23 protein-coding genes are annotated in these 26,500 nt (G+C 44.8%); 17 read left to right on the top strand and 6 right to left on the bottom strand.

What is annotated here, in order from left to right; all coding sequences use genetic code 11:
- Nucleotides 1-83: 83 nt before the first annotated feature.
- Nucleotides 84-530, top strand: coding sequence for a DUF2267 domain-containing protein (locus MIC7113_RS17145; protein WP_015183427.1), 447 nt, complete (start codon nt 84-86; stop codon nt 528-530).
- A 190-nt stretch (nt 531-720) separates the two neighbouring features.
- On the opposite strand, the gene MIC7113_RS33475 is transcribed toward MIC7113_RS17145, so the two are convergent.
- A complete protein-coding gene (locus tag MIC7113_RS33475) occupies nt 721-3,585 on the bottom strand; it encodes a diguanylate cyclase domain-containing protein (protein WP_155898023.1) in 2,865 nt (954 codons plus the stop codon).
- A 516-nt stretch (nt 3,586-4,101) separates the two neighbouring features.
- On the opposite strand from MIC7113_RS33475, the gene MIC7113_RS17135 reads away from it, so the two are divergent.
- From MIC7113_RS17135 to MIC7113_RS17115, 5 genes are all read left to right on the top strand, one after another.
- Nucleotides 4,102-4,317 carry a hypothetical protein gene (locus MIC7113_RS17135; protein ID WP_015183425.1) on the top strand — a complete coding sequence of 72 codons (216 nt, stop codon included), beginning with the start codon at nt 4,102-4,104 and terminating at the stop codon, nt 4,315-4,317.
- Nucleotides 4,318-4,929: a molybdenum cofactor guanylyltransferase gene (locus MIC7113_RS17130; RefSeq protein WP_015183424.1), complete on the top strand. Its 612-nt coding sequence runs from the start codon at nt 4,318-4,320 to the stop codon at nt 4,927-4,929.
- Nucleotides 4,930-5,308: 379 nt separating this feature from the next.
- On the top strand, nt 5,309-5,983 hold the full coding sequence (locus MIC7113_RS17125; RefSeq protein WP_015183423.1) for a phosphoribosyltransferase: 675 nt from the start codon (nt 5,309-5,311) through the stop codon (nt 5,981-5,983).
- Between the two features lie 20 nt (nt 5,984-6,003).
- Nucleotides 6,004-7,350, top strand: a complete 1,347-nt coding sequence (locus MIC7113_RS17120) for an erythromycin esterase family protein (RefSeq protein WP_015183422.1) — start codon at nt 6,004-6,006, stop codon at nt 7,348-7,350.
- Between the two features lie 100 nt (nt 7,351-7,450).
- Nucleotides 7,451-8,533, top strand: a complete 1,083-nt coding sequence (locus MIC7113_RS17115; RefSeq protein WP_015183421.1) for a hypothetical protein — start codon at nt 7,451-7,453, stop codon at nt 8,531-8,533.
- 91 nt (nt 8,534-8,624) lie between these two features.
- Here MIC7113_RS17115 and MIC7113_RS17110 read toward each other — a convergent pair whose 3' ends face one another.
- From MIC7113_RS17110 to MIC7113_RS17100, 3 genes are all read right to left on the bottom strand, one after another.
- Nucleotides 8,625-8,939, bottom strand: coding sequence for a hypothetical protein (locus MIC7113_RS17110; RefSeq protein ID WP_015183420.1), 315 nt, complete (start codon nt 8,937-8,939; stop codon nt 8,625-8,627).
- A gap of 143 nt (nt 8,940-9,082) precedes the next feature.
- A complete protein-coding gene (locus MIC7113_RS17105; protein WP_015183419.1) occupies nt 9,083-9,418 on the bottom strand; it encodes a XisI protein in 336 nt (111 codons plus the stop codon).
- On the bottom strand, nt 9,406-9,822 hold the full coding sequence (locus MIC7113_RS17100) for a XisH family protein (RefSeq protein WP_041780947.1): 417 nt from the start codon (nt 9,820-9,822) through the stop codon (nt 9,406-9,408). The genes MIC7113_RS17105 and MIC7113_RS17100 overlap by 13 nt, the downstream gene beginning before the upstream one ends.
- A gap of 583 nt (nt 9,823-10,405) precedes the next feature.
- On the opposite strand from MIC7113_RS17100, the gene MIC7113_RS17095 reads away from it, so the two are divergent.
- From MIC7113_RS17095 to MIC7113_RS17065, 7 genes are all read left to right on the top strand, one after another.
- Entirely contained in the window at nt 10,406-11,479 is a 1,074-nt protein-coding gene (locus tag MIC7113_RS17095; RefSeq protein ID WP_015183417.1) for an N-acetylmuramoyl-L-alanine amidase, read from the top strand.
- Between the two features lie 42 nt (nt 11,480-11,521).
- The gene (locus MIC7113_RS17090; protein ID WP_015183416.1) at nt 11,522-13,084 is read left to right on the top strand and encodes a glucosaminidase domain-containing protein; all 1,563 of its coding nucleotides are present in this window, start codon (nt 11,522-11,524) and stop codon (nt 13,082-13,084) included.
- Nucleotides 13,085-13,298: 214 nt separating this feature from the next.
- On the top strand, nt 13,299-14,180 hold the full coding sequence (locus tag MIC7113_RS33470) for a 3D domain-containing protein (protein WP_015183415.1): 882 nt from the start codon (nt 13,299-13,301) through the stop codon (nt 14,178-14,180).
- A gap of 90 nt (nt 14,181-14,270) precedes the next feature.
- A complete protein-coding gene (locus MIC7113_RS17080) occupies nt 14,271-15,041 on the top strand; it encodes a DUF2272 domain-containing protein (RefSeq protein WP_015183414.1) in 771 nt (256 codons plus the stop codon).
- Nucleotides 15,042-15,237: 196 nt separating this feature from the next.
- Nucleotides 15,238-16,719, top strand: coding sequence for a hypothetical protein (locus MIC7113_RS17075; RefSeq protein WP_015183413.1), 1,482 nt, complete (start codon nt 15,238-15,240; stop codon nt 16,717-16,719).
- Between the two features lie 60 nt (nt 16,720-16,779).
- Nucleotides 16,780-17,754, top strand: a complete 975-nt coding sequence (locus MIC7113_RS17070) for a DUF3616 domain-containing protein (protein ID WP_015183412.1) — start codon at nt 16,780-16,782, stop codon at nt 17,752-17,754.
- 205 nt (nt 17,755-17,959) lie between these two features.
- Nucleotides 17,960-19,024, top strand: a complete 1,065-nt coding sequence (locus MIC7113_RS17065; protein ID WP_015183411.1) for a catalase family protein — start codon at nt 17,960-17,962, stop codon at nt 19,022-19,024.
- A gap of 59 nt (nt 19,025-19,083) precedes the next feature.
- Here the strand turns inward: MIC7113_RS17065 and MIC7113_RS17060 are convergent, their stop codons facing one another.
- Nucleotides 19,084-19,950 (bottom strand): cytochrome c biogenesis CcdA family protein, encoded by an 867-nt coding sequence (locus MIC7113_RS17060; protein ID WP_015183410.1) that lies wholly within the window; start codon nt 19,948-19,950, stop codon nt 19,084-19,086.
- Between the two features lie 42 nt (nt 19,951-19,992).
- Nucleotides 19,993-20,865: a hypothetical protein gene (locus tag MIC7113_RS33465; protein ID WP_015183409.1), complete on the bottom strand. Its 873-nt coding sequence runs from the start codon at nt 20,863-20,865 to the stop codon at nt 19,993-19,995.
- Nucleotides 20,866-21,010: 145 nt separating this feature from the next.
- Here MIC7113_RS33465 and bchH point away from each other — a divergent pair, with 145 nt between their 5' ends.
- The 4 genes from bchH (at nt 21,011) to MIC7113_RS17035 (ending at nt 26,259) form a co-directional block, all read left to right on the top strand.
- Nucleotides 21,011-24,841: a magnesium chelatase subunit H gene (gene bchH, locus MIC7113_RS17050; protein ID WP_015183408.1), complete on the top strand. Its 3,831-nt coding sequence runs from the start codon at nt 21,011-21,013 to the stop codon at nt 24,839-24,841.
- 170 nt (nt 24,842-25,011) lie between these two features.
- Entirely contained in the window at nt 25,012-25,590 is a 579-nt protein-coding gene (locus tag MIC7113_RS17045; RefSeq protein ID WP_015183407.1) for a Uma2 family endonuclease, read from the top strand.
- An 8-nt stretch (nt 25,591-25,598) separates the two neighbouring features.
- Nucleotides 25,599-25,913: a nucleotidyltransferase family protein gene (locus MIC7113_RS17040; protein WP_015183406.1), complete on the top strand. Its 315-nt coding sequence runs from the start codon at nt 25,599-25,601 to the stop codon at nt 25,911-25,913.
- A complete protein-coding gene (locus MIC7113_RS17035; RefSeq protein WP_015183405.1) occupies nt 25,900-26,259 on the top strand; it encodes a HepT-like ribonuclease domain-containing protein in 360 nt (119 codons plus the stop codon). The genes MIC7113_RS17040 and MIC7113_RS17035 overlap by 14 nt, the downstream gene beginning before the upstream one ends.
- Nucleotides 26,260-26,500: the final 241 nt, after the last annotated feature.

Raw genomic sequence — 26,500 nt, 5'->3', positions numbered from 1 at the left:
TGCTCATTTGGAATAGAACTGCCCAATACAGAAAATTAAGCGTTGGGCAGAATAAAAATGTGATTAAGTCAAGGAGAAAATATATGACTTTCATGGAAACAGTAATGCATAAAGGGCATTTAGAGAATGCCTTTGTGGCTAAAGATATCACTGAACTCGTCTTCCGGACAATGCGAGATTTGATGACAACAGAAGCCTCGGATCGGGTAGCCATAGAACTCAAAGAAGAAAACGAGGAGGTGCCCACAGAAGAATACAAACCCATACCCGACGATCTAGGGGATTTATGGCGAGACACTGACCCGGTGATGGGATTCCTCAGCCGCATTCAGGGACCGATGAAATTTGATTCTGATTCTTTTCTGTTCCGACTTCGTCAAGAAGCTAATTTACCCGAAGGAATCGATTTAGAAACCGTCATTTGTGCCGTTTTCAGTGCAACTAAACAGGAATTGTCACAAGCAAGAATTGAAGAAATTGCCAGTTTCTTACCCGAAAAAATTAGAAGGATGTGGAATCAGGCGTCTTAGAGCCATTTGATTTTAGATTTTCCCTCGACTCAATCTGATATCTTTTTTGATTCAGACTGTGACTGTACAGAGGATGAGAGCATCGCAAATGTACACGCTTTAAAGAAGAGAAGATGAGGAGAGTTTATATCTAAATGCTCTCCTGCTCCCCTGCCGACCTTATTTTTACAAAAACGGGAGGCATCCCAGGTTATCTTTGGTGCCTCAGGCAATCGCGTCCCTCTGCTTTAGCCTGATACAGCGCTTCATCCGCTGCCCCAATCAACTTTTGTGATGAAGCATAGAGCCTGGGTATGGTACTGGCAACCCCCAAACTGAGCGTGACATATTGGCTCACCGGTGATTTGACATGAGGAATTCTCAACCCTCGAACGCGCTGTCGAACCGTTTCAGCCACAAAAGCCGCACCTCTAGCATCTGTGTTCGGTAAAATTAGGGCAAATTCTTCTCCACCGTAACGAGCCACCAAATCAGGGGGACGCCTCACGCACTGACGGAGGACGGCGGCGACTTGTTGCAGACAAAAGTCTCCGGCGAGATGACCGTAATTATCGTTGTAGAGCTTGAAATAATCGATATCACATAAAATTAGCGACAGGGGGCTTTGCTCCCGTGCTAACCGCCGCCACTCCTCGTGCAGATATTCATCAAACCGCCGTCGGTTCGCCACTTGGGTAAGACCATCAATACTCGCAAGGCGCTGTAGTTCTTGATTGGCAGCTTCTAGCTGTTCAAATAACGAGGATTGCTGAATTGCGATCGCAACTTGGGTTGCCAAGGATTTAAGCAAATCAATTTCAATCGGCTGCCATTGCCTAGAGCCGCTACAATGATGAGCAATTAAAAGTCCCCATAAAGCCGGCTCTTTATCTCCCTCTGGACGTAGCCGTTCTCCGTCTCCTCCTCTCTTCTGGCTGCTCACGCCATATAAAATCGGTACCACAAGATTGGCTCTCACCTGTAACTGCCTGAGAAAATCGGCATAACAGGGGGTTAACCCGGCAGCACAAATATCCGCGAACGCTTGGATACGTCCTTGCTGGTAGGGTACGATTTGGTCTGCTCCAAAGCAGGGGTCGTGAATCACAATATCTAAGGTGGCAAGATATTCAGGAGCAACAGACTCAACCACAACCGTTCCACTCCAGTCTGGCTCAAAACGGTAAATGATCACTCGATCCGTGCGAAGAAACTGTCGAACTTCCTCGACGGTGGTGTTGAGAATCTCCCCCAGGTTCAGAGATTGACGAATGCGATCGCACATCCCTGCAATCAGAAGTTCTTGTTGGAGATGTTGGCGCAATGTATTTTCTGCCTTCGCTTTCTCGGTAACGTCCCGAAAGCTCCATACTCGACCAATAATTTGAAAGCCACTGCGTTGAGGTTGGGTAAAGCATTCAATAATTCGACCATCTTTTAATTCCAGTACATCATCACCTTCCGCATTGGGTTGAGCGTAAAACTGATTGACTTTTTCTAAAAAACGTTCCGGTTCTTTTAACTGCTCCTGGAAAAATTTGAATCCCTCTTGCTTTTCGGGCACCCTCAAAACGTCCTGTGAAAGCCCCCACATCTCGACAAATTTTTGGTTAAAGCTGACAATTTTCCCGGCTGTACTGACCGCAACAATTCCGTCCGTTGTAGAGTTAAGAGTGGCATTGAGTAGAGAAACAGATTTCTTGAGTTCTTCCTGAGCTTGGCTTTGGGCTGTAATGTCTCGAATAGCTGTTACTTTTACAAGGCGTCCTTGATAAGGAATCGCTTTACTGCGAATTTCAGCAGGGAAGGTTGAACCATCTTTCTTGAGGCAACATGTTTCATACATTTGCTCACTATTGGACGCTGTAAGCTGTGGCACACAACTCCGATATTCAGGAGCTAAGAATTCGCCTAAATTTCTGCCAATTACTTCCCCAGATTCGTAACCAAATAGCTGAGTGAAATTAGTATTCACTTGGCATAAATTGCCCTGATCGATAATCAAAATCGCCTCAAATGTCGCCTCAGACAAGCATCGGAATTGCTCCTCACTTTCCTGTAAAGCCTCCTGGGCGCGTTGGTGACTGAGAATTTCTCTTTGAAGTTGCTCGTTCGTTTGAATGATTTCGCGAGTCCCTTCTTCAACTAATTCCTCAAGGTGCTGCTGGTAATTTCTAAGTTGGGCTTCAACCGTAGAACGTCGCTGAATTTCCTTTTGCAGTTTTTCATTCGTTCTTGTGAGTTCGGCAGTCCGTTCTTCTACCAATCTCTCCAGGTCGTCATGGTATTCACTCACCAAGAATTGGTGGTGCTGTCTCATTTGTTTTTGAGTCAGGATGTGATCGCACGCTTCAATCGTGAGAGCAACCAGAGTTGCGATCGCGGTGACAAAATTTTCTTCGATTAACGTCCACTGACGTTGTACACCAATGTGTTCAAGACAAACAATTCCCACCATCTGACCGTTAAGCCAAATGGGCGCATCCAAAAATGAGGTGATACCGTTTGGTCTGAGATAGGACTCAGATAATTCCTGGCTCCTAGAATCAGTCTGGGCATCATGTACGGCAAGAGGGCATTCACTCGCTAACGCTTGGAAATAAACTGGATAATTTCCCGCTGCCAGTTCCGTGCCCGATGTATGACATCGGAGGTTGTGTTCATACAAGTCCAGACACTTTATCCGTATGCCCTCTGTCCCTGGAACCTGCCTTGCCGTGCCTGACGGTGTGCCCCGCTCAAAGAAAGCCTCATTGACCTGGGGAAAGAACCCCAACGGTAGCCTCTGAGCCACAGCAATACCTTGGTAGAGCCAAACGCTCACCCGTTCAACGTTCAGAATATCGGCGACAACCTCTGTAATTTCTTGCAAGGCCGCCTTGAAGTTGCCCCGGTCAATGGTCTGGCTTCTTGCCAGTGTTACCAGTGCCTGTGTCTGTAGGTTCAGGCGCTGTTTCAAGAGTTGCTTTTGCTGTTCAACGGGCTGGTGGTGATGGGTCATATCTTCCCCGTCTGGGAAGAACATTAACGAAATATCGGAAACGAAGGGCGAAGGGGTGTTCTCTGTATTACTCACTCCTGTATCCTCACGTCTTGGGGAAGAGCCGGGTGAAAAGCGAGTTCCTACTTTTTGGTAAGAAGCGATGCTGGTAGTGCACTAGGTTTTTTGAACATGGTGCTGTGGACTTAACGCTGCATACTGTTGCATCCGCTTCACGCCAACGCCTTTAAAAGCCGTGCGCTAGCGTCACGCTAGGAGTAGAGTTTGCTACGCTTGGCTGAGCTACGTGTCACAAAGAGCGTATCGTGCTTTGACCTAAACAGTACAACTGTGAGCGTTCCCGCCACGCCCAGGGTGAAGTATACATATAAACTAAACTACCATCCTACCGAGTTTTATCGTGTTTTAGCGGCTCTCTCCTCTAGAAATCAGGGCTGTCTTAGCTGCCGGATTACATCTGGCTCGTACTGAAAATCCCATCCAAAATTTTTTGTCGATGTGATCAGTCTCACTCAATTGACTAGAGAATTGTCACGTATTACTCCTCGTGTTTCGGGAATATTAGAGTTATCGAGTTTAGGCTCAGTTGTAATGCAATCTCCAGTTCTTCTCCCCGGTGCTCTGTCTGACCTATTTGCTCAAGTTAGTTTCTCTGGCTATCTCACACAAGCTGACCGTTATGGGCTAATGGCAGCTCTATTAGAGGAAAACCTGGGCGTAGAAGAACGTAGCGTGATTGATCGGCTACTGCGTGCGGTTCGCCGAGGACGGCTCACCATGGTGGATGAACTTTCTGTGCTGGCCTAAATGATGAGTAAGACTGAATTACTATCTGCGATTATCCTGGCTGGAGGGCAGAGTTCTCGCATGGGTCAGGACAAAGCCTTGATTCCTCTCCAGGGTATTCCGCTGCTGCGACGGGTTAGTGAGGTCGCTCTCCACTGTGCCAGTGAAGTCTACGTCGTTACCCCTTGGCCTGAGCGCTACCAAAACCTTTTACCCAATGCGTGCCGTTTACTACAGGAAGTTCCTTTACCCGGTCAAACCGAACCCCATGGCCCTCTCGTAGGATTTGCTCAAGGTCTGGCTCCAGTTAAAACCGATTGGGTACTCTTACTCGCCTGCGATTTACCCCAACTACAGGTCAACGTTTTACAAAATTGGGCAACGCAGCTAGAAAAGACGGACAAAAATGTCATTGCTCTGCTGCCGCGACATGCTAAAGGTTGGGAGCCGTTGTGTGGTTTCTATAGACGCCAGTGTCTGCCAATACTCTTTGACTTTATCAACGAGGGAGGACGCTCGTTTCAGTCTTGGTTAGCGCAACATCCAGTGCAAGAACTGATGATTCAGGATACCCGAATCTTATTTAATTGCAACACTCCAGCTGACTTAGAACGCTTAGCTTCCTATCAATAAAACTGTTGAGCTAGCAATCTCTAAAAATTAGGATTTCTACCTATTCATATTATCTATCTCTTAAGAGAGAAGGGAACCCCTTCTATAGAGCGAAGAGAATTAATCAATAGGCTATTTATAGTGATGGAACTGAGTTAGAAGCTGTCAAACCGCTTAAAAGCGCGATAACCAAGCTGCGGGATTTACACGCATCTCAGAACTTGGCAAATGCTCCTGATGAATGATGAAATAGGGTCGGTTCGCCCCGAATTTACCCCTGTGGACAAGTAGCAGCTGACTTCCTTGGTTGTGAGCAAAGCGGACGCAGCGCTAGCGAGTAAGCAGGAATTTTGTACCCGGATGTCAGAAGAAGTCCACTAAAAAAGGAACAGTAATCACCATGCTATTCAAAGACCGGAGGGCGGCAGGTCAACAACTGGCTGAGAAGCTAGCCGCCTATGCCAACCGTCCAGATGTTTTAGTGTTGGCGCTACCGAGAGGGGGTGTACCCGTCGCCTTTGAGGTTGCCCAAACGCTTCATGTTCCCTTAAATATTTTTCTGGTTCGCAAACTGGGTGTACCCGGTCAAGAAGAGTTGGCAATGGGGGCGCTTGCCTCTGGCGGTGTGCGAGTTCTCAATGACGAAGTGGTGCGATCGCTTCATCTTTCTGAAGTAACCATCGATCAGGTGGCAACCCAAGAACAGCAAGAGCTAGAACGAAGAGAATGCCTTTATCGGGATGACCGTCTTGCCCCGAATCTAAAAGAATGCACCGTTATTGTAGTCGATGATGGTCTAGCAACAGGTGCAACCATGCGTGCAGCCGTCAAGGCGATTCGGCAACAGCAACCGACTCGGATTGTTGTTGCTGTACCGATTTCTTCACCGGAAACCTGCCAGGAATTGGCAGCCGAGGTAGACGAAATGATCTGCGCCATGACACCCTCTCCTTTCCAGAGCGTTGGTCACTGGTACAACAATTTTTCACAAACGACAGACCAAGAGGTTCGTGACCTACTCCAACAGGCAACAACCAGGACTCAACCTTCAGCCGTTGGAGTGGCTCAGCTGTAAAGCGTCAAAGGATGAGAACGATGTTAGATTTCACAAAAACGAATATAAGTGATGTCGTGCGTCAGGCGGCTGAGCCACTCACAGGCGTAGCTCAAGATTATGACTTATTGATGGATTTAATGGGTGATGCTCGCTTTGTTCTGATCGGTGAGGCGTCTCACGGTACATACGAATTCTATGAACAACGAGCTGAAATTACTAAGCGGCTGATTCGGGAAAAAGGCTTTACGGCTGTGGCGGTTGAGGCGGATTGGCCGGATGCCTACCGCGTGAACCGCTATGTGCGCGGGATGAACGATGATGCGACCAGTACCGATGCTCTGGCTGGCTTTGATCGCTTCCCCACCTGGATGTGGCGTAATACAGTTGTGACCAACTTCGTGGATTGGCTACGTGAATACAATCACTCATTGCCACCCAATGCTACCCAGACAGGCTTTTATGGGCTTGACCTCTATAGCATGTATGAGTCCATCAAAGCTGTTCTTGGCTATCTCGACAAGATTGACCCGGAAGCCGCTCAGAGGGCACGGTATCGCTATTCTTGCTTGGAACATTTTGGCGAGGATAGCCAATCATATGGATATGCTGCCAGCTTTGGCTTGAGTTCATCCTGTAAAGAGGAAGCGATTAGCCAGCTAAAGGAATTGCAACACCGCACGGTTGAGTATTCGCAACAAGATGGTCAGGTGGCAGAGGATGAGTTTTTCTATGCCCAGCAAAATGCACGGCTGGTGAAGAACGCGGAGGAATACTACCGTTCGATGTTTCGGGGGCGAGTCTCGTCGTGGAATTTACGCGACCGCCACATGGCGGAAACTCTCGATCACCTGGTTGCTCACTTGGATCGACAAGGGAATCGTACTAAAGTCGTTGTCTGGGCACACAACTCCCACCTTGGGGATGCACGCGCAACAGACATGGGGACATCTGGAGAATTGAATGTCGGTCAATTGGTGCGTCAACAGTATGGCAAGGATGCTGTATTAGTCGGCTTCAGCACCTACACGGGGACTGTTACGGCGGCTTCCGATTGGGGGGCACCGGCACAGCGCAAGCGGGTTCGTCCGGGGTTGTCAGGGAGTTATGAAGCCTTGTTTCACGCTACCGAGTTGCCACAATTCTGGTTGAATCTGCGGGATAACCATGAACTTGGAGAGAGGCTGCGTCAGCCACGATTGGAACGTGCGATCGGTGTGATTTATCTTCCCCAAAGCGAGCGCGTCAGCCACTACTTCAAGGCTCGTCTATCCGAGCAATTTGATGTGATGATCCACTTTGATCAAACACGAGCTTTAGAACCCCTAGAGCGCACTCCCCACTGGGAATCAGGCGAAGCACCGGAGACTTATCCTTTTGGTTTTTAGCTTGCTACCCCAAGCCGATTAAGATCAGCTATCGGGTAGAGGTATTGATGGCTCATTCACAATAAAGATAGGACACGAGCAATAGCGACGATCCAACCGAATGCAGCAATCCTCAGTTCGTTCTTATCGATTTACCGGGTTTGATTGGTTTTGCCTCTGGTATCCTCCAGGTTGGCTGATTTTGTTCAACCGCCATTGGCAACACTATCATGCTGATCCGGATGGCTGGAATGGGTTGGAATATGCATTATTTCTGATTCCAGGGGGATTTTACCTGGCGCTGCTGCTGCGCTGGTTACGCTTGGGTTGTCGTTCACCTCGTTCATCGGTTGCTGAGTTCGATCCAAACTATCAGAACGCCTTCCGGGATGAAATTGTGGCACCGATTGTTCAGTATTATTTTCGGGCTGAATTACACCAAACGGAAAATCTCCCTGAAACTGAGCGATTGATGGTAGCGATGAATCATGCGGGGATGTGTTTTCCTTGGGACTTCATCGTCTTAGCTTATCTATTAGCTGATACACGCGGTTGGGTCGTGCAACCCCTGGCAAGTGTTTCGTTATTTGACCATCCTTGGGTAATTTGGTGGTTACCTCCTGGATGGTCGCAGGTTTTAGGGGGTGTGCGAGCAGAACTGAATGAGTTTGAAGCGGCAGTGACTCACAAAACCGTTTTACTTTATCCACCCGAAGGCGTACATGGCCCAGGGAAAGGTTGGTCGAAGCGCTATCAGTTGGAGACGTTTCATCCGAGTTTTATTCAACTGTGCGATCGCTACCATCTTCCTGTTCTGCCAGTGCTTTGCCTCGGCAGTGAGTCGTTGCATCCTTGGGCGTTGAATGTCAAAAAATTAGCGAGACGAGTCTCTTTGCCCTTCCTACCTATCTCACCGTTGATGTTTGTCTTCTTACTCTTTCCATCCATGGGGGTTTGGGCGATGAGAACCCGATTGAGTTATTACATTCAGCCTTTGTATGAGTCTTGGACGGATGAAGGGTCAGATCAGACAGTGAGAACTGAAACATCGGAAGGGGGAACAGCGTTGAAAGTTCACCAAGGACAAATGGCTGCACCACCGACTATCAGGCGATCGCAAGCTTACCGAAATGCCCAACACCTGCGAGAAAAGCTGCAAAATCAACTCTCCCGACTCTTAAGCCAAAAGTCCGATACCCCGTAATTAAACCCAAATTCCAATTTCGCTGGCTCAGGGAGTGGCACCTAATGCATTCAATATTGCCCACTGAGCTTTTATGTCAGCCATGATGTTTTTAGCAAAGCACTGCTTTTGATATTCCACGAGTGTCGGGGAGGGCGCAGGTTTCTTGTTGGTAGTGGCGTAAAACGGCTTTAACATTTTGCTTCGAGACGGGTTCGCCGAAGGCTTGGGAGAGACTTCGCCACAGTTGCGAACCAACTTGTTTGATGTAGTCGTGTTGATAACCTAACTGCTGGGCAATCTCTTTATAGGAGAGTCCAGCCCAAGTTTGCAGAAAGACTTCTGATTGAATGTCATTGAGTCTTTGCCTTTTGTGACCAAAGCGTAAAAATGTATCGACGAAAGTGAGCGCTTCTTGTCCTGTCATTGCCAGTCATCTTGACGTAAGTCTTAAATTTACTGGATTTTTCAGGGTGTCTCACAGTAATACATCTAAAATTTACATCCTCCTTCCGGAGTATTTTATTTTATCTCACTGACAGTGCGATCAGGTGTGGTTTTGATTAGGTTTCAAGCCACTGCAAACCCTGTATGTTTCCTCATCCGAGGTGATTTAAAACCTAGAACAATGCGCTCTTTGGGGATACCTGCCTCTAGTAGTTCGCTAGCGATGCCATCTTCCGTACCATCTCGATGAATCCAGATTTTGCCGTCGATAATCTCGACATGAATGATACAGCCGTGAACCTGAGAAACTCCCTCCCATCCAACTATCATCAATAGGTAGCGATCGCAGTCGCGGTCAAACACGGTATGTCGTTCGATCTCTCCGTGAGCATAAGGAATTTGCGCGTATTCGGAGATGATTTTTTGGATAATCTGCCGTTCTTGCTCTAAGGTATCCATTTGACGATAGCCTCCGCATCAGGCTCGAAAACTAACAGACGGACGCGATTGTTTCTTAACAATAGCTCGCCAATCGGTTCTTCAAACAGTCCCCTGGCAACTTCTTCGGATACTGCCAAATAAAGTACTCGGTCAGGTTCAACTTGGGCTAGAACGTCATGATATACAATATACTGACCGATAGCTTTCTCCAGGTCACTCATTTCAGATAGACCTGTAAAGCTCTTAATTTCAACGGCGATTTTGCGTTCGGCTCTCTCGGCAGCTAGGAATTGCTCTGCTCCCAAGTCAACGTACATATCTTTCTTACCCCATTTTAAACTGAGTGGATCGTGGGTAATTGTCCAATCATCTTTGATGAGAGCATTTTTTACAGCGTCGTAGTAAATATCTCTGGCTGGCATAGGCGTTAAATAGTTCATCCCAGGGGGTTTTCCTCTGGTAGTTCCCCTTAAGATTTTCCAATCGAAAGCTACTCCCCCGATACCTCAACCTCTATTGAGCGATCGCGTTTCTTTCCGCTTCAATTTAGGGTTGAGCGATCGCGCTTGCGCTGCCGCTAAGACAGATCGCGCTAGCTTTTTCTCCAGCCGTGTGGAGTCGTGAGCCAGTTTTTAAGCACAGTGACGTAATTCTAGCTGCTGTGAGGATCTGACTTTTTACGACTTTCTATCTGACTTTATGCTGACTTTTTCCGACTGCCAAGGCGTATACCGAACAGTTAGGTTGGTTTCATCGTTATGGAAGAGATGAGGGTGAAAGAGGCGTAAGCATTGCTTTCCGCAGGCATCGCTCTTTTTCCATCGCTCGATCACAGGGGAATTTACCAATCTTTACAAAAAGAACTCACTTTTTCTCACCGACAGTGCGATCGGGTGTGGGTTATTCGTTGAGTTATGCTGCCGCGTACGGAAAAGTTTTGATGGCAAATACAGACCGCACTCGTTTAAGCGAAGCATTGTTTTAAGTCTTAAATAAGGTGATGACATGGCTAACTGGATTTCATTTGCCCGCGATAAAAGCGATAAACCCCTCGTGTCTGCCATGAATGGCGGAACTGTAGAAGAGAGCCTTAATAGTGATTCTAAGGATAATCTAATCGGGTTTTTGAAGCGTTTTTCTGGAGCAGGTACGTTTCTCGTAGCGAAACCAGATGGTTCTGACAGTGAAGTGGAGGCAGTTGAGCTTCTTCCGCAAAGTGACTCAAGTGCTTCCGATGACACTAATGGGACACCCGATGCAACTTGGTTTCAATTTTTTCGTAATGGAGATGGGCAACCGATTGTAATTGCAATGAAAGATACTAATGAAGTCGAGTTTTATAAAGGGAATCTCAGGCAAGCTCTGATTGACTTCTTGGTAAGACATTCGGGTGCTAATACTTTTCAAATTGCTCCGGCTAGCATATCAATTCCACAAGGCATTCCTGAATGGAAGCCACGTACACCTACACCTACACCACCTAAACCGTCTGGACATCGGGTAATACTAGAGATTGGACATGGGCCTGGGGTTCCGTTCGATCCGGGTGCGATCGCCCATGACAATAAAACGACAGAACACGAACTCAATATAATTGCTGCAAATGCTGCTCGTAATGTGCTTGTTGCAGCTGGAGTTAATTGCACAGTTATCGACACGCCAGGAAGTCTTCGCATCCTTGGTTTAAAAGCATCTGGGTTTGATGTGTTCTGTAGCGTTCACCATAATGCTCTTAGAAAGGGACAAAACACAGCACAAAGATCAGAAGCTTTTTCACACGCAACAAAGGGTGAAAAACCAGATCAAGAACTTGCCAGCATGATATCCGCAGAAATGTCTAAAACTTTGGGTCTTATCGATGGAGGGGCAAAACAAGCCAACTTGGGAGTTTTGTCAGGTGCTGAAGACACAAATGTTCGCGCTGCTGTTCTTGCAGAAGTTTATTTCATTGATTTTGTAGGCGGTACAGTTAAGGGAAAAAGTTTCCCAAAACCCGACCTCAAAACTTCTTCAAGTCACGGTGGTGAAGCAATTGGTCGAGCAATTGTCGATTGGCTGAAAAAGAACCCACGAAAATAGAGACGTTGAACTAAAAAAATCTTTGAGAGGATAGAAATAACTATGTCATTACTGAACGAGCTAGTGCAAAAGTATACGGCGGTAGATTTAGAGATAATCTTCACCAATGTTGGAATTGAAGTTGGCAAGATTAATCTAATTAATCTACAAATTTTGAAAGAAGTAACCTTGGCTCAATGGCTGCTAGCATCAGACAAAGCAACTGAAGAATTGGCTATTAAGGCTAACAATTTTGCTAGATTGCAATGGCGCGATGAGATGAATGGTTTTGCTGAGCCAATTGAAATTAACGTTGCTTCTCAACCGGAGCTAGTTAAGTTTTGTAATTTCAAAGATGTTGATGCTTTTATTGTTGGTTATTGGAAGTTTTTAACTCGTCCTCCTTACATTGGGTTAGAAGAAAATACCAATACACCAGAAAATTTTCTGGGGTTCCTTCAGGCAAAAGGCTTTTCAACTGTTCCTAATTATGTCGAAAAGGTGATGAAACTTGTACCCGAAGCTCAGGGCTTGCTAGTAGGTACAGATACAGGAAAAATTATTGTTGACGAATTTGATTTGCTCCGCGCTCCCGAAGAAGTTGTCGTTGGACAAGTCTTCACAGTTGAAGGAGTCGCTCATCCAAAATTTATCGGTCAAACACTAGCCGTAGGGATTGATGATAAGTTTTTTGCTCCAGGTGTGACGGTTGCTCCTGATGGAAAATGGGAATTTCCTTTTGTGTTTAATTCAGCAGGCAATCGAACAATGACGATTGCTAGTGGCGTTCACACTATTGAAATCATCATTAAAGTCAAGGATAGCGTACCATCACCACCCCCATCGGCAGGAACAGCTACCTCAAAACACCCAGGTAAAGCGGCAATTAAATTAAGTGCTAGTGTTGGTGTCGGTGGAATTAATACCAAAAACGATATCAAGGCAGTGATGCAGCGACTGCATGAGCTTGGTTACACCTGGGTTGGTTCTCCAGGCTCTGATAGAAGAACCAGAGGGTTGGACGACGCAATAAAGTTGTTTCAATCAATTATTGCTGGTGAACAAAGAACAAACAAAGCAGATGGTCGAGTTGATGTTGATTTTTTTACACATCAATGGTTACAAGCAGCAAACGCGCCAATGTGGGTTCTGATGCCGAAAAGCGATCCTGCAATTAGCTTTGTCAACAGAGAATTAGAACAGACTAGCGATAAGCATGATTTTGGAACTCATTGGTTAGCCGAGGTTATTTTAGACATCGCTAGAGACTACCACAATACCCATATAGAAGCTAATCCTGGTGCTGCTCCTTTCGCCATTAATGATATCAGTCTTCCTCATGGTGGCGATACTCCCCATCATTCTGGACATGAAACAGGTTTGATGTGTGACGTGTTTTTACCCCGACAAGATGGCAAGTTTGGTGGCATTGATTTTACGATGAAAGCAAAATATGACCAGAAAGCAACAGAGGCTTTGCTAAAGTCAATTCGCAACCAGAAGCTAGTCAATAAAAAAGCTGTTTTCTTCAATGATCCAATACTAATCGACCGAGGGCTATGTCGTTTTGCCCTTGGACACCATCACCACATTCACTTTGCAATTAGCCCACCACCACGAGCATAGGAGCAGAACTTAAAAAGTGCGATCGCTCCTAGTTTTTATTAAAAGAGCAGATGCGATCGCTCTTAAAAATCACTTCTAACTATAGACTCACTGAAAATTAGCTCTGGGTTTCGTTCAGAAGTCCTTCTAGATATAGGAAGTTCAACCCAGTACTTTTTTTCAATTAGCAAAGTAGCAAATAGCTAAACCTAGATAAAAATGTGGAGGTTTCTTTATGAGTGATTTTAGAGTTATTTCAGCCGAATTAAATTTACGTTCATCTGGTGTAGTTGCTTCCAATAATATTATCGCAGTTCTACCCCAAGGGCAAATTGTTACCCGAATTGGTAGTGAATCAGATAGTGAAAAATGGTGGCAGGTAAGAGCTATTGTAGATGGACGCACTTTAAATGGATTCGTTAGTAAATCTTTTCTGTCTACTGTATTAGACCAATTTAATTTTCCCTCACCAAACAGCAGCGCCCTTGGTAAAAAACTAAATCTTTGGGCGACATTTTATTTTATTCCATTGGTTAATCATGATTCTACTGGCATTGATTTGCTAGACATGAGTGGCAATAAATTAGGCGTTAAACTATCAGATAAAGATTGGTGTAGTGCAGCAGTTGAAGGTACTGTTAATGTCCGTACCGGGACTGGCGAAACTAAAACATTTAATTTTGCAGGTACAGGTGCAGTAGAGCAAGTAAATTGCCGTCCTTTTTTCCCCAGTTTAGCCACAATCAGTAAGACAAATAAAACTCGATTTGGCTTATCTAAGGGTATTTTCGGAGAAGGGGTAAATGGATTAAAGTTAGTTCCCTATCGCAGCATTGCAGTCGATCGTACTGAAATTGCGATCGGTACAGTAATCTACATTCCAGCAGCTCGTGGAGTAAAAGTGATTGTACCGTCTGGGGAAAGTACATTTCATGATGGTTATTTTTTTGCCGCAGATGTTGGTGGAGCAATCAAAGATAACCATATTGATGTTTTCCTCGGGGTAGCAAACAAGAATCCTTTCCCTTTCGTCAAAAGTAATGAGAGTGGGACATTTGATGCCTTCATAGTAAATGACGCCTCCATTACCAAGGAACTCAAGAATGCTCATAGTTAAAAAGTACAGCAACTTTCTTTCAAACCAGCAACTTATTCTAAGTTTAGTGCTTAGTTATACACAACACAAAATCTATTAAGGTGAATAATCATGGCAACACTAAAAGTTAAAACTGACAGTCTGAATCTGCGTAGATCTCCAGAAATCAAAAGTGATAATATCATCACCGCTTTACCACTTGCCCAGGAGGTAGAAGTTGTAAATGGCAATCCTTCAGCTAGATTTTGGGAAGTCAAAACTATAATTAATGGCTCGACTCTTCAAGGTTTTGCCAGTGCAGCTTTTTTACGTCAACCTGTAAGCGCAGCTAAAGAGGCATTAATTAGCGCTGCTGTAAAAGAATGGCTCCGATTCGATCAAGGGGATAAATTAGAATTTGAAGATCCTCAATTTAAATATGTGGGAGAGTATTGGTCAAAGATTGGAGCAAATCATGATGGAAGAGATCGAGATATGTTTTGGTCAGCAGCTTTTATTTCTTTTGTTGCTCGTGTTGCTGGTTATAACAATTTCAAATTTGCCTCCGCTCACTCTACATACATTCATGATGCAGTGAAAAAACGCAGATCAAATACAAACTCTGCTCCTTTTTGGGGATTTAATGTTAATGAACATAAGCCACAACTTGGCGATTTAGTATGTCGTTGGCGTGGTAATAACGCGATTTCTTCTATGGATTCATTACCTAATGGAGGATTTACCAGTCACTGTGACATTGTAGTGGAAATTCGGGATACAGAAGTTCGTACCCTAGGTGGTAACGTCAGTAACTCAGTTTCGATCACTACATATCCATTAAATGGTAGTGGTTTTTTGAGAGCGACTGGAAGAGTATTTGGCATACTCAAAAATAACTTTTAGTTAATCTAAATACATAGCAATCCTAAATAAAAATAGAACAGTCAGTGTAAAACCTGTAGGAGTTCTTTGTAGGGGTGGTTCCTTGTAGCCTTTCTAAAAGATATCGCTCCGATCTGATTTAGGATTGCTGTAGATAAATTAACTTTACAATTGAATATCAACATGAATGAATAACTAACTTTAGACGAGGAAAATCATGACTACTCTTCAAGACCTTATTAATGGCAATTCAGTATTAACACGCACCCAGCTAAAAGCTGATAAAGGATTAGTACGAGAAATTCAGCTAAGACTGAGGAATTTAGGACTTTATCCAGGTGGACAGTGGATAGATGGAGATTTAGGGGGCAATAATAGTTTCTCTTGGAAAGGGTTAAAAGAATTTTGTCAAGCACTTGAGCCTTCTAGCCTTCCTTCAGACACAGTAGCCATTAATGCAGATATTGCTAAAAAACTACTGGAAACCAAACAACTGCCTTTCATTTTAGAGCAAGCTGAAAACACCAAATTTATTCTTGAAAAATTGACAGGTATTCAAACTAACAGTCCTGCTCCTGTTAATATTGGGGTGAATGATGCCTTTATAGCGCGTACTACTCGGAACTCTCCTTTTGCAGCAGAAATTAGCAACTACCCCCAATACCTAGCTCAGAAACCAGACGGAACATCAATCATTTCCTATGGAGATAGCATCACTTTAAGTTCAGGTAAAACGGTAACATTCAGTGATTATCCAAACCAAGGTAAATTACCCATCATTGATAATACTGGTTTAAATTTTCTCGCTAGTAACATTTCTCATGCCTGTATTTGCATCGGCAGTTTTAGCGATGGAAGTAGTTCGATTAAAACTCATTGGTTAGGAAAAAATGCTTTAGAACCAATTCAATTACTCAGCGCCACTAAGTTTATCGGTGTTTTGAATGCTATCTGTCAAATTCATGCCAATCCTCTGAGTATTGACATTGATAATTGCACCATTGAATCTCCTAAATTCCGGTTTCACGATTTACTCATTGATATGGTGTCCTATCGAGAAGATGCAAAAGGAAATATAGGGCGTTCTAATCGAATTGGAGCTTTATTTAAGCGATTTACTAAACGAGAACATTTAGAAGCTTGGTTAAAAGGACAAACTGGTAATAATAAATTAGAATTTAGAGGTGGATATGGAAAGGATTTTCCATCGTTAATTTCTAATCCACAAGTCAAGGATATTGCCAGTGGGACATCGGTTCTTAGTTCAACATCTGAAGGGAATATAGGAAATAACCATGTATCTGCTTACGACTTAGTTCGTATTATTTCCATGCTGGGCTGGCATTTGCATCTAACTCCTAATACTCGATTACCAAACGCACAGTGGAATAGTTTAGAAAGTGTTGTGCGAGCAATGGGAACAGATCCTGCCCGTTATGTGGATGTAGCGCTAGAAACTCTAGGAGTTGTTGATGTCATTAGCGAACCAGTCATTATTTCTAAAGTTGGATTTGGGGAAAGTTCCTTTACCTATGTGGCTTTTGTGAAATTTGTTGATCGCCGTGTGCAACCTGCAAAATTAAGAACTTTCGCGATGGCACTACGAACTCCCAATGGCTCTAATGAACTGCGAGATACTAATTTAGCGGCAGCAGTCACAGAAATTGTGCGGCGGATTATCAATGAGAAACTAGCTTGAAAAATACATTAACCATTCCGATTTATGCTCTGGCGTTGAGAAAAAAAAGGAGAGAAAATTATGCAAAAACTTAGCTTTGCCGTTGAAAAAGAACTAAAACATCATGGCATTTGTGATGCTTCTGGAGCTATTGCTTTAGACGACAATAGCTTTATCGTTGCCAATGATGAAGATAATTTTTTAAGAGTCTATTCGGCTGATGAGTCAGGTAAGCCGCGTACCATCATTGATATTAACAATTACTTTCCAAACAATCCTGAGAAAGAAGAAGTTGATATTGAAGCAGCAACAGAACTAAATGGACTCATTTACTGGATAACTTCTCACGGCAGAAATAAAAAGAAGAAGCGCAAACCATTACGTCATCAATTTTTTGCCAATAAAATCACTCATCCTGGTCAACCAATCTTAGAGCAAGTAGGAAAGTCTTACACCCAACTAGTTTTTAAGGATATGTTTCAAGATGAACGACTTAAAAACTATGTTCTTGAGAAAGCAGAAGAGTTAGCGCCTAAAGAAAAAGGTGGCTTAAATATTGAAGGATTAACCGCTACTCCAGATGGGAAATTATTAATTGGTTTCCGTAATCCTATCCCTAGAGGTAAGGCTTTAATTTTACCCTTAACGAATCCTCTCGACCTCATTCAGGAAAAGGAAGACGAAGTCAATGCCATTTTTGGCAACCCAATTGAACTTGATTTAGGAGGCTTGGGCATTCGGAGTATTGAATATTGGCAAGTTTATCAAGTCTATTTGATAATTGCTGGAGCTTACGATAGCAGCGATGAATTCGCTTTGTATTGGTGGTCAGGCAATTGCCAAGATACTCCCGAAAAAATTGAAGCAATTAATTTACCATCTGATTTTCGTCCAGAAGCGGTTTTATTTTATCCTAACCGAAAGAATCAACTGCAAATTATCAGCGATGATGGAGCAATCATCAGAGCTGATGGTAAGGAATGTAAAGAAATAAAGGATGAGAATCATTCCGAAAAATATTTCCGCAGTTTGTGGATTACTGTGAGTGAAACTTAAGATTTTTTACCGATTTATTCGGGAAATCTACTCTAGTCTGTATTGCGATCGTTTTTTATAGATAAGGGTTAAACTGCAAGTTCACATCAATACTTGTTCATCTATTCGCCAGATAACAATAGATGAGCGTGAAAGATGCTATCGCACTTCCCCACACCTCTACAACTTGCAAATTTACAAACCTGACAAAAGTAACCCAAATATCATGGCAAAAGCACCGTTAGAGTTAGGCAAAGAATATCCGCCACAGGAAGAGGAAGCCCAGATTGAACAAATATTGAAAATCAGTAAATTGTCGATGAAAGGCAAACCTCATCCCCCCATGTCGAGAGATCAGCATCCCAAAAGTCACGGCTACGTTCAGGGAGAGTTTATCGTTGAAGAAGATATCCCTGAGACTATGAAAGCTGGGGTTTTTAAGCAATCCAAAACCTATCCAATCTGGATTCGTTTTTCTAATGGCGGGAGCGATCGCAATCCACAGACTGGAGATTTTGTGCCGGATACAGTCGGTGATGTTCGCGGGATGGCAATCAAGCTGATGCATGTCGAAGGTGAAATGGTACTCCCTGATTCTGAACATCAAGGAGAGCAAGATTTTATTCTGATGAATCATCCCACGTTCTTTATTCGTGACGTTCAGGGGTACATTGACTTTTTCCCTGTTGTTAGAGCCATTAAAGAAGAGAAAATCGTTTTCAAACCAGGCGAACCGCCCGACGTACCCGCTGAGTTACAAGCAAATTTTCAAGCCGTGGCTTACGCCTTCCCAAGGTTTCAGAAAATTAAAGCAAAAGTAACTACCAGTCCGTTAGAAATTCCCTATTGGAGTGCGACTCCCTACAAATTGGGCAATCAAGCCATAAAATTTTCTGTAGTTCCCCATGTCACGGGCGAAAGCTTCAATCCAGACAATGCTGCTGATAAAAGTAATTATCTGCGGGAGGCAATGACTCAACATTTAGCTAGTCAAGATGCTTGTTTTGATTTTAAAATTCAACTGCAAACCGATGCAGTCAAGATGCCCATTGAAGACCCAACAGTTGAGTGGGATGAACAAGAATCTCCTTATATCAAGGTAGCAACAATTAGAATTCCCGCCCAAGACTTTAACACCGAGGAGCGCAAACGGTTGGATGAAAAGCAATCGTTTTCCCCCTGGCATACTCTACTAGAACATCAACCCTTAGGAGGGGTTAATCGCGCTCGTAAGCGAATTTATGGGGAACTGGCTAAGTTCAGAAATGACATGAATCAAAGTGAGACGTGAGTTTAATGTGAGTTCTACTGCTCATTCAGACGGCTCCAGGTGCGATCGCAATCAATCGATTAGCTGTTGCTCATTATGGGCAAGACAAACCAGCTAACACCATCGACTAGGTAGTATCCTCCGATAAGGATTAAAGCCACACTACCAAAGCGAACTATTCCTTGAGAGTGGTTCAACAAAAAGCGGGTTCGTTTAACCAAACCCGTAAAAAGGCTGGCGAAGAAAATTATCGCTGTGTAGCCCAGCGAATAGCTGACCATTGACAGTACACTCTGGATTTGGGAACCCGTAGCGGCGGCAGCAGCTAGAACCGCAAACATCACGGGGCTAGTACAGGGAGAACTCACTAAGGCGAAGGTCAACCCAACGCCGAAGGGACCAGCAATCGGCAATTTAAAGTTGGTCTGAGGTAGAGGCAGGTGTACTATGCCTAAGAGCATCAGCCCCATTACGATAATGACTGCACCGACTACTACCTGGACATAGCCACGAAAGTGGATCAATACAGCCCCAGCCAAGGAAGAGAATAAGCCAAACAGGCTGAGCATTGTCACTACTCCCAGGACAAATGACCCAGCTTTGATCAAGGCATCCCAGCGAGATGTAATCTCACGAGTGCCAATGTAACTCAGGTTCACAGGTAGTAGGCATAGGATGCAGGGAGAGATACTGGCAATTAAACCCCCTGCAAAGGATAAGGAAAGCAAAACTAGTGGGTTATTGGTACTCTGCTTATCAAACCATTGCTGATAGCGATCGCCCAGCCCGAAGGCTAAATTATCAATCGCCTCAGATAAAGCCCCTCCATTGAACTGGCTGGCAGCCAGAATCAGTAGAACCGTTCCTCCGAAGAGTAACGCAGGTAATAGGAATTTTGAGAGATTCGGTTTAGTAGAGTTTGGAGTGAATGGTTTGGTGCGTCTCATGATGTCACTGCATGTATTAAATCCAATCCAAAGTGCACAAGATCAGTTGCTAAAGTTGCGGGAACCTTGATAACCTGACAAATTAGCCAGTGTCTCTAACGGCATACCTCCTTCATAGAGCTGACCGTTAATTTCCCAAGTGGGATAGGCTCTGATTCCAGATTCGCGGCAGAGTCTTGGTTGTGCATTTTTGCCACGAGGATCGCACTCAATAATATTGATTAAACTCAATGCCTCTTCACCAAACTGTTGCTCCTGCCTGCGGCAAGCGGAACACCAGAAGGTGGTGTACATCTTGGCTCCTATCTTTTGGAGGTGCCTTGCTAAAGCTACTGTTGGTGAAACATAAGAGGATTGAGTCGAGGGTGTTGTTGGCTGGAATGGTACTGAAGCAGGGGGGCGCTGAGTTGGAGAGGTTGGTGGCTGGGATGCAGGTAAAGTAGAGGATGGTGAAATTGAAGAGGCTATTGGTTTTGAGCCGACTACTACCTGCTGTTTGGCATAAGCCAGTTTACGCTGATACTCTGCTATTTTTTGTTGTGCCAATGCCCTTTTGGGGTGGGAAGTTGGTAATGACTTGAGTAGTACGATCGCCCTTTGCCACTGATTAGCGATCAGATTCCAGTCATCCTGACATATAGCCGATTGTGTGAGAGTGGCTGCTCCCATGGCTGTGTCCATCGCCTGTGGGAAGGGATCAGCCTGAGGCGCTGGTGTTGCAAAAGATGTAGACGCAGGTGACGCTTTGGCTGGTGCCGATGACTTTGGTAATGTTGTTGCTGCGGGTGTAGACGGCTTATCCGATACAACAGTAGTTTGAGGCGGCTCAGCCTGGGAACACCCAGCGGCTATGCCTAGCAGGGTGATCGTTAGTGTCCGGGTGATGAGTACTAGACTGACTCTATGAGGTTGCATAGTTGTCAAGGAGGGTGGAGTATTCTGCCAACATTTCGGTAATTTTAGAGCGGGATGGGAGTAAATCTGGCTCGGTGGCAACTTCTCTTTAAATCTGATGTCCCTGCTTAAGATCGAGTAGGAACACTTTCACCGGGCTTAGGGCATGAAACGCATCGTCTTGATTGCTGGGTTTGAATCCTTCAACGCTGACTTGTACCGCAAAGCCGCTGAGTTGGCAACTTTGCGTTGTCCTAAGTTGGATATTCGGGTATTTAGCGATTCTTCCCTCACCACCGAACCTGCCGTCATCGAAGAAGCCCTCAAAGACGCCCAAGTCTTCTTCGCCAGCCTCATCTTTGATTATGACCAGGTTCTGTGGCTGCGCGATCGCACCTCATCCATCCCAATTCGCCTCGTCTTCGAGTCTGCCCTCGAATTAATGAGTCTTACCCAAATCGGTGCGTTCAAAATTGGGGATAAGCCCAAAGGGATGCCCAAGCCGATTAAATTCATTCTCGATAAATTCAGCAATGGGCGAGAGGAAGACAAACTCGCTGGTTACATCAGCTTCTTAAAAGTTGGCCCCAAGCTACTGAAATACATCCCTGCCAAAAAAGTTCAAGACTTACGCAACTGGCTGATTATTTACGGTTATTGGAATGCTGGTGGCGTGGATAACGTGGCGTCAATGTTCTGGACGCTAGCCGAAAAATACTTGGGGTTAAAGGTAGGAGAAATTCCGCCACCTGTAGAAACCCCCAACATGGGATTGCTGCATCCCGACTCTGCCGATTACTTTGAATCCCCTCGCCACTATCTGGAATGGTATCGCCAAGCCAAGCCAGAAACCTGGCATTTGCCAGTGGTGGGAATCTTGCTGTATCGCAAGCATGTTGTTACCAAGCAGCCTTACATTCCCCAACTGATTCGCCACTTTGAAAACGCGGGTTTGATTCCAGTGCCGATTTTTATTAATGGCGTGGAAGGGCATGTTGCCGTGCGAGATTGGATGACATCGACCCATGAAACCAAGCAACGCCAACAGGGTAATGTGGAAACGCCCTCTCTTTCTCCTCAGTCAGTCGAGGTAGACGCGATTGTTTCGACGATTGGCTTTCCCTTAGTCGGGGGGCCGGCGGGTTCGATGGAGGCGGGGCGGCAGGTGGAAGTCGCCAAACGCATCCTCTCGGCTAAAAATGTGCCTTATTTTGTTGCTGCCCCCCTGTTGATTCAGGATATTCACTCTTGGACACGCAAGGGAATTGGGGGGTTGCAAAGTGTTGTCTTATATGCATTGCCCGAATTGGATGGAGCGATCGACCCCATACCCCTAGGCGGGTTGGTAGGAGAAGATATCTATCTGATTCCGGAACGGGTGAAGCGGTTAACCGGACGAATTAAGCGGTGGATTGCCCTACGCAAGACATCACCCACTGAAAAGAAAATTGCGATTATTCTGTATGGCTTCCCGCCTGGGTACGGGGCAACAGGGACAGCGGCTTTATTAAATGTACCGCGATCGCTTCTTAATTTCCTCCACTCTCTCAAAGAGCAAGGGTACAACGTTGGGGAGTTACCGGAAGATGGCGAAGAATTAATCCGCACCGTCAAAGAAGCTGATGAAGCTACCCCCCCTTATCAAGGGGGGGCTAAAGAAACTTTCCTCCCTTACCAAGGGGAAGCTAAGGAAATCTCCATGCCTTCCCAAAGCAGAAAAGCGAAGGAAATCCTCCCCCCTTACCAAGGGGGGGTTAGGGGGGGTTCCACCGTCAATGCCCAAACTCTAGAAACATGGCTGGGTTACCTCCTCACTACCCGAATCGAGAAGCAATGGAAATCCCTCACGGGAACGGGCATTAAAACATATGGAGATGAATTACAAATTGGTGGTATTCAATTAGGAAACATCTGGATTGGGGTACAACCGCCCCTCGGTATTTCAGGTGACCCGATGCGGCTGATGTTTGAACGGGATATGACGCCCCATCCTCAGTATGCGGCTTTTTATAAATGGTTACAAAATGACTTTAAGCCTGATGCTGTGGTTCACTTTGGAATGCACGGTACGGTGGAATGGTTGCCCGGTTCTCCATTAGGAAATACGGGTTATTCTTGGCCTGATATTCTCTTGGGAGATATGCCTCATCTTTATATTTATGCAGCCAATAATCCTTCTGAGTCAATTTTGGCAAAACGTCGAGGCTATGGTGTGCTGATTTCCCATAATGTGCCGCCTTATGGTCGGGCAGGGTTGTATAAAGAATTGATGGCATTGCGGGATTTAATTTCAGAATATCGGGAAGATTCTGAGAAGAATTATGCTCTTAAAGAGATAATTTGCAAAAAGATTGTGGACACGGGTTTAGAGGCAGATTGTCCGTTTGAGGAGGCGAAGAAGTTGGGGATGGCTTTTACGCCGGAGAATGCGCGGATGTTTAGTGTTCATGCTTTCAATGATTATTTGGTTAAGTTGTATGAGTATTTGCAGGTTGTAGAACAACGTCTGTTTTCATCGGGGTTACATACTTTAGGTGAGGTGCCTGATTCGGAGGGATTAGGGTCTTATCTTCGGGCTTATTTTGGAGAGGAGTTGTCGGAAGAGGTGTTGGAGGCAATTGCGGAGGGAAGAATTGAACCACTCCAGAAAAGAGAGTACACAGAAGAGGGTTTGGAGAGGTTGAAAGAGGGGTTGAAGATTCGTGAGTTGTTGATGCAAACTAGCGATGAGTTGACGAATCTTTTGCGAGGGTTGAATGGAGAGTATATTCCGCCTGCACCAGGGGGTGATTTGTTGCGGGATGGGTTGGGTGTGTTGCCAACGGGACGTAATATTCATGCCTTAGATCCCTATCGAATGCCATCCCCTGCGGCGTATGAACGAGGGAGAGAAATTGCTCAGAAAATTATTACCCAGCACTTACAAGAACAGGGTGAGTATCCGGAAACCGTGGCAGTGATGTTATGGGGGTTGGATGCGATTAAAACGAAGGGGGAATCGCTGGGTATTTTGCTGGAATTAGTGGGGGCAGAACCTGTGAAGGAGGGGACAGGAAGAATTGTTCGTTATGAGTTGAAATCTTTGGCAGAAGTTGGGCATCCTCGGATTGATGTGTTAGCTAATCTTTCGGGTATTTTTCGAGATAGTTTTGTCAATATTATTGAATTGCTGGATGACTTGTTCAAACGGGCAGCAGAGGCAGAGGAATCGGAGGAACAGAATTTTATCCGCAAACATGCTTTGGCGTTGCGATCGCAAGGCGTAGAAAATACCTCTGCCCGATTATTTTCCAACCCGGCTGGGGATTTTGGTTCTCTGGTAAATGACCAGGTTGTGGATGGAAACTGGGAATCTGGCGATGAGTTGGGAAATACGTGGCAAAGCCGCAATTCCTTTAGTTATGGGAGGAAAGATAAAGGACAAGCGCGTCCGGAAATCCTCAACCAATTGCTGAAAACAACTAATCGCATTGTTCAAGAAATTGACTCAGTGGAATATGGATTAACCGATATTCAGGAATACTATGCGAATACGGGAGGATTGAAGAAGGCAGCGGAACAAAAACAAGGTAAAAAAGTTAGCGCTAGTTTTGTAGAAAGTTTCTCGAAAGATACTACACCCCGAAAATTAGAAGATTTGCTGCGCTTGGAATATCGCACAAAGTTATTGAATCCCAAATGGGCAGATGCGATGGCGAATCAAGGTTCTGGTGGTGCTTATGAAATCTCGCAACGGATGACAGCATTAATCGGTTGGGGCGGTACGGTTGATTTTACCGATTCTTGGGTGTACGACCAAGCGGCGGATACTTATGCTTTAGATGTAGAGATGGCGAAGAAGTTGCGAGAGGCAAATCCTGAGGCATTTCGGAATGTTGTAGGTAGGATGTTGGAGGCGCATGGGCGAGGATTTTGGCAACCGAGTGAGGAGAAGTTGCAGAAGTTACGGGCGTTGTATGAGTTGACAGATGAGCAATTAGAAGGGGTTACGGTTTAGGTAAATATGACAAAAATTATCCTTAATTATCCGCTAATCGATATTATAGAAAGCAGGATAAATCAAACTCATAGGTCTCAAAAATACCGTCTCCAAAATAGCAATGTAGGGCATTGAATGATTGTTATGCACCATTGCTACAATCAAAATAAGCTTGAAAAAATCCTGATATGATAGCCATCCCCGAACAACCGCAAAACATAACCATTGAGGAATATCTGGAATGGGAACCTCAACAAGACCTTCGCTACGAATATGTCAACGGCGAAGTCTTTGCCATGACAGGCGGGACAATTCCCCATAATGACATTGCGCTCAATCTCTACACAGCCTTACGTCCACATGTGCGTTCTAGAGGTTGTCGGGCTAACGTTTCAGATGTGAAAGTGCAAGTCAGTCCTAAAAGTCCATACTACTATCCTGATGTTATTGTCAGTTGTGACCCTCAAGACCTGAATGCCCGTAAATTTATTCAAAGTCCCAAACTAATTGCCGAAGTTCTTTCTCCTGGTACAAGCGCTAAAGATAGGGGTGAAAAATTCACTTGCTATCTTACAATTCCAAGTTTGCAAGAGTATATCATGATTGATTCAGAAAAGATTTCTGTTGAGCGGTACTGTCGGGGAGAGGGAAGAATGTGGCTTTATTATCCCTACATGGCTGGAGATATCATCACTTTATCAAGCCTTGAATTCAATTGTCCGATTGAACTGCTGTATGAAGGTGTTGTATTTGAAACAGAAGTGTAAAAGTTTAAATGACTGCAATTAATCTAAAAACTGAGGTATCGGAGGATGCGATCGCGTCTTTTTGCCAACGCTGGAAAATCACTGAATTGGCTCTATTTGGCTCTATTTTACGGGATGATTTTCGCCCCGATAGCGATGTGGATGTGCTGGTAAGTTTTGCTCCGGATGCTAAGTGGAGTTTGTGGGATATTATCGCAATGAAAGAGGAACTTGAAACGTTGTTTGGGCGTGAGGTTGATTTGGTACAAAAGGATTGTTTACGCAATCCCTTCCGGCGTTATGAGATTTTGAGTACAAAACAGGTAATCTATGCCGCCCAATAATCGCGAAGCTGGCTACCTTTGGGATATGTTACAAGCAGCACGTCGCCTTCAAGAATTTACAACGGGTGTATCCTACCAAGCCTATCTAGATAGTGTGTTACTTCAGAGCGCAGTTGAGCGACAACTAGAAATTTTGGGAGAGGCAGCACGGCGAATGTCTGAGGCTTTCCGACAAGAGCATCCTGAAATTCCTTGGAGTTCCATTATCGGGCAACGGAATGTCATCGCTCATCAATATGATGATATTGATTTAGAACAACTTTGGTCTGTGGTAACTTCAAGCATTCCCAAGTTGACTGCTCAGTTAGAAGCTTTGATACCACCTCTACCACCAGAGATAGAATAATCCTGATTGGCTGTCATTAAGTGGGGCAGATGGGACAAGTGGAACAAAAACGTTGAGATTTAACAGTATCCAGATAGAATAATCCTGATTGGCTGTCATTAAGTGGGGCAGGTGGAACAAAAATGCTGGGATTGAGCCGTATCCAGATAGAATCATCTTTGGAACCTACTCACATCTATTCAGCGTCATTGAAAAAGTAAAACTTAAGTGAATATTCGTCCATGAAACAATATCTAGTAAG

It is taken from the genome of Allocoleopsis franciscana PCC 7113, from assembly GCF_000317515.1.
In the GTDB taxonomy this organism is placed as follows: Bacteria; Cyanobacteriota; Cyanobacteriia; order Cyanobacteriales; family Coleofasciculaceae; genus Allocoleopsis; species Allocoleopsis franciscana.
Note: the sequence above shows the minus strand (reverse complement) of the source record. Positions and strands in the feature narration are given on the sequence as shown.

Coding starts and splice junctions, on each gene's coding strand:
- MIC7113_RS17095 (WP_015183417.1), top strand. CDS start 10,406: ATGGCTAACTGGATTTCATTTGCCCGCGATAAAAGCGATAAACCCCTC.
- MIC7113_RS17035 (WP_015183405.1), top strand. CDS start 25,900: ATGCCGCCCAATAATCGCGAAGCTGGCTACCTTTGGGATATGTTACAA.
- MIC7113_RS33465 (WP_015183409.1), bottom strand. CDS start 20,865: ATGCAACCTCATAGAGTCAGTCTAGTACTCATCACCCGGACACTAACG.
- MIC7113_RS17110 (WP_015183420.1), bottom strand. CDS start 8,939: ATGACAGGACAAGAAGCGCTCACTTTCGTCGATACATTTTTACGCTTT.
- MIC7113_RS17075 (WP_015183413.1), top strand. CDS start 15,238: ATGACTACTCTTCAAGACCTTATTAATGGCAATTCAGTATTAACACGC.
- MIC7113_RS17130 (WP_015183424.1), top strand. CDS start 4,318: ATGATGAGTAAGACTGAATTACTATCTGCGATTATCCTGGCTGGAGGG.
- MIC7113_RS17060 (WP_015183410.1), bottom strand. CDS start 19,950: ATGAGACGCACCAAACCATTCACTCCAAACTCTACTAAACCGAATCTC.
- MIC7113_RS17090 (WP_015183416.1), top strand. CDS start 11,522: ATGTCATTACTGAACGAGCTAGTGCAAAAGTATACGGCGGTAGATTTA.
- MIC7113_RS17105 (WP_015183419.1), bottom strand. CDS start 9,418: ATGGATACCTTAGAGCAAGAACGGCAGATTATCCAAAAAATCATCTCC.
- MIC7113_RS17070 (WP_015183412.1), top strand. CDS start 16,780: ATGCAAAAACTTAGCTTTGCCGTTGAAAAAGAACTAAAACATCATGGC.
- MIC7113_RS17100 (WP_041780947.1), bottom strand. CDS start 9,822: ATGCCAGCCAGAGATATTTACTACGACGCTGTAAAAAATGCTCTCATC.
- MIC7113_RS17045 (WP_015183407.1), top strand. CDS start 25,012: ATGATAGCCATCCCCGAACAACCGCAAAACATAACCATTGAGGAATAT.
- MIC7113_RS17115 (WP_015183421.1), top strand. CDS start 7,451: ATGCAGCAATCCTCAGTTCGTTCTTATCGATTTACCGGGTTTGATTGG.
- MIC7113_RS17145 (WP_015183427.1), top strand. CDS start 84: ATGACTTTCATGGAAACAGTAATGCATAAAGGGCATTTAGAGAATGCC.
- MIC7113_RS17065 (WP_015183411.1), top strand. CDS start 17,960: ATGGCAAAAGCACCGTTAGAGTTAGGCAAAGAATATCCGCCACAGGAA.
- MIC7113_RS17080 (WP_015183414.1), top strand. CDS start 14,271: ATGGCAACACTAAAAGTTAAAACTGACAGTCTGAATCTGCGTAGATCT.
- MIC7113_RS17040 (WP_015183406.1), top strand. CDS start 25,599: ATGACTGCAATTAATCTAAAAACTGAGGTATCGGAGGATGCGATCGCG.
- bchH (WP_015183408.1), top strand. CDS start 21,011: ATGAAACGCATCGTCTTGATTGCTGGGTTTGAATCCTTCAACGCTGAC.
- MIC7113_RS17135 (WP_015183425.1), top strand. CDS start 4,102: ATGCAATCTCCAGTTCTTCTCCCCGGTGCTCTGTCTGACCTATTTGCT.
- MIC7113_RS17125 (WP_015183423.1), top strand. CDS start 5,309: ATGCTATTCAAAGACCGGAGGGCGGCAGGTCAACAACTGGCTGAGAAG.
- MIC7113_RS17120 (WP_015183422.1), top strand. CDS start 6,004: ATGTTAGATTTCACAAAAACGAATATAAGTGATGTCGTGCGTCAGGCG.
- MIC7113_RS33470 (WP_015183415.1), top strand. CDS start 13,299: ATGAGTGATTTTAGAGTTATTTCAGCCGAATTAAATTTACGTTCATCT.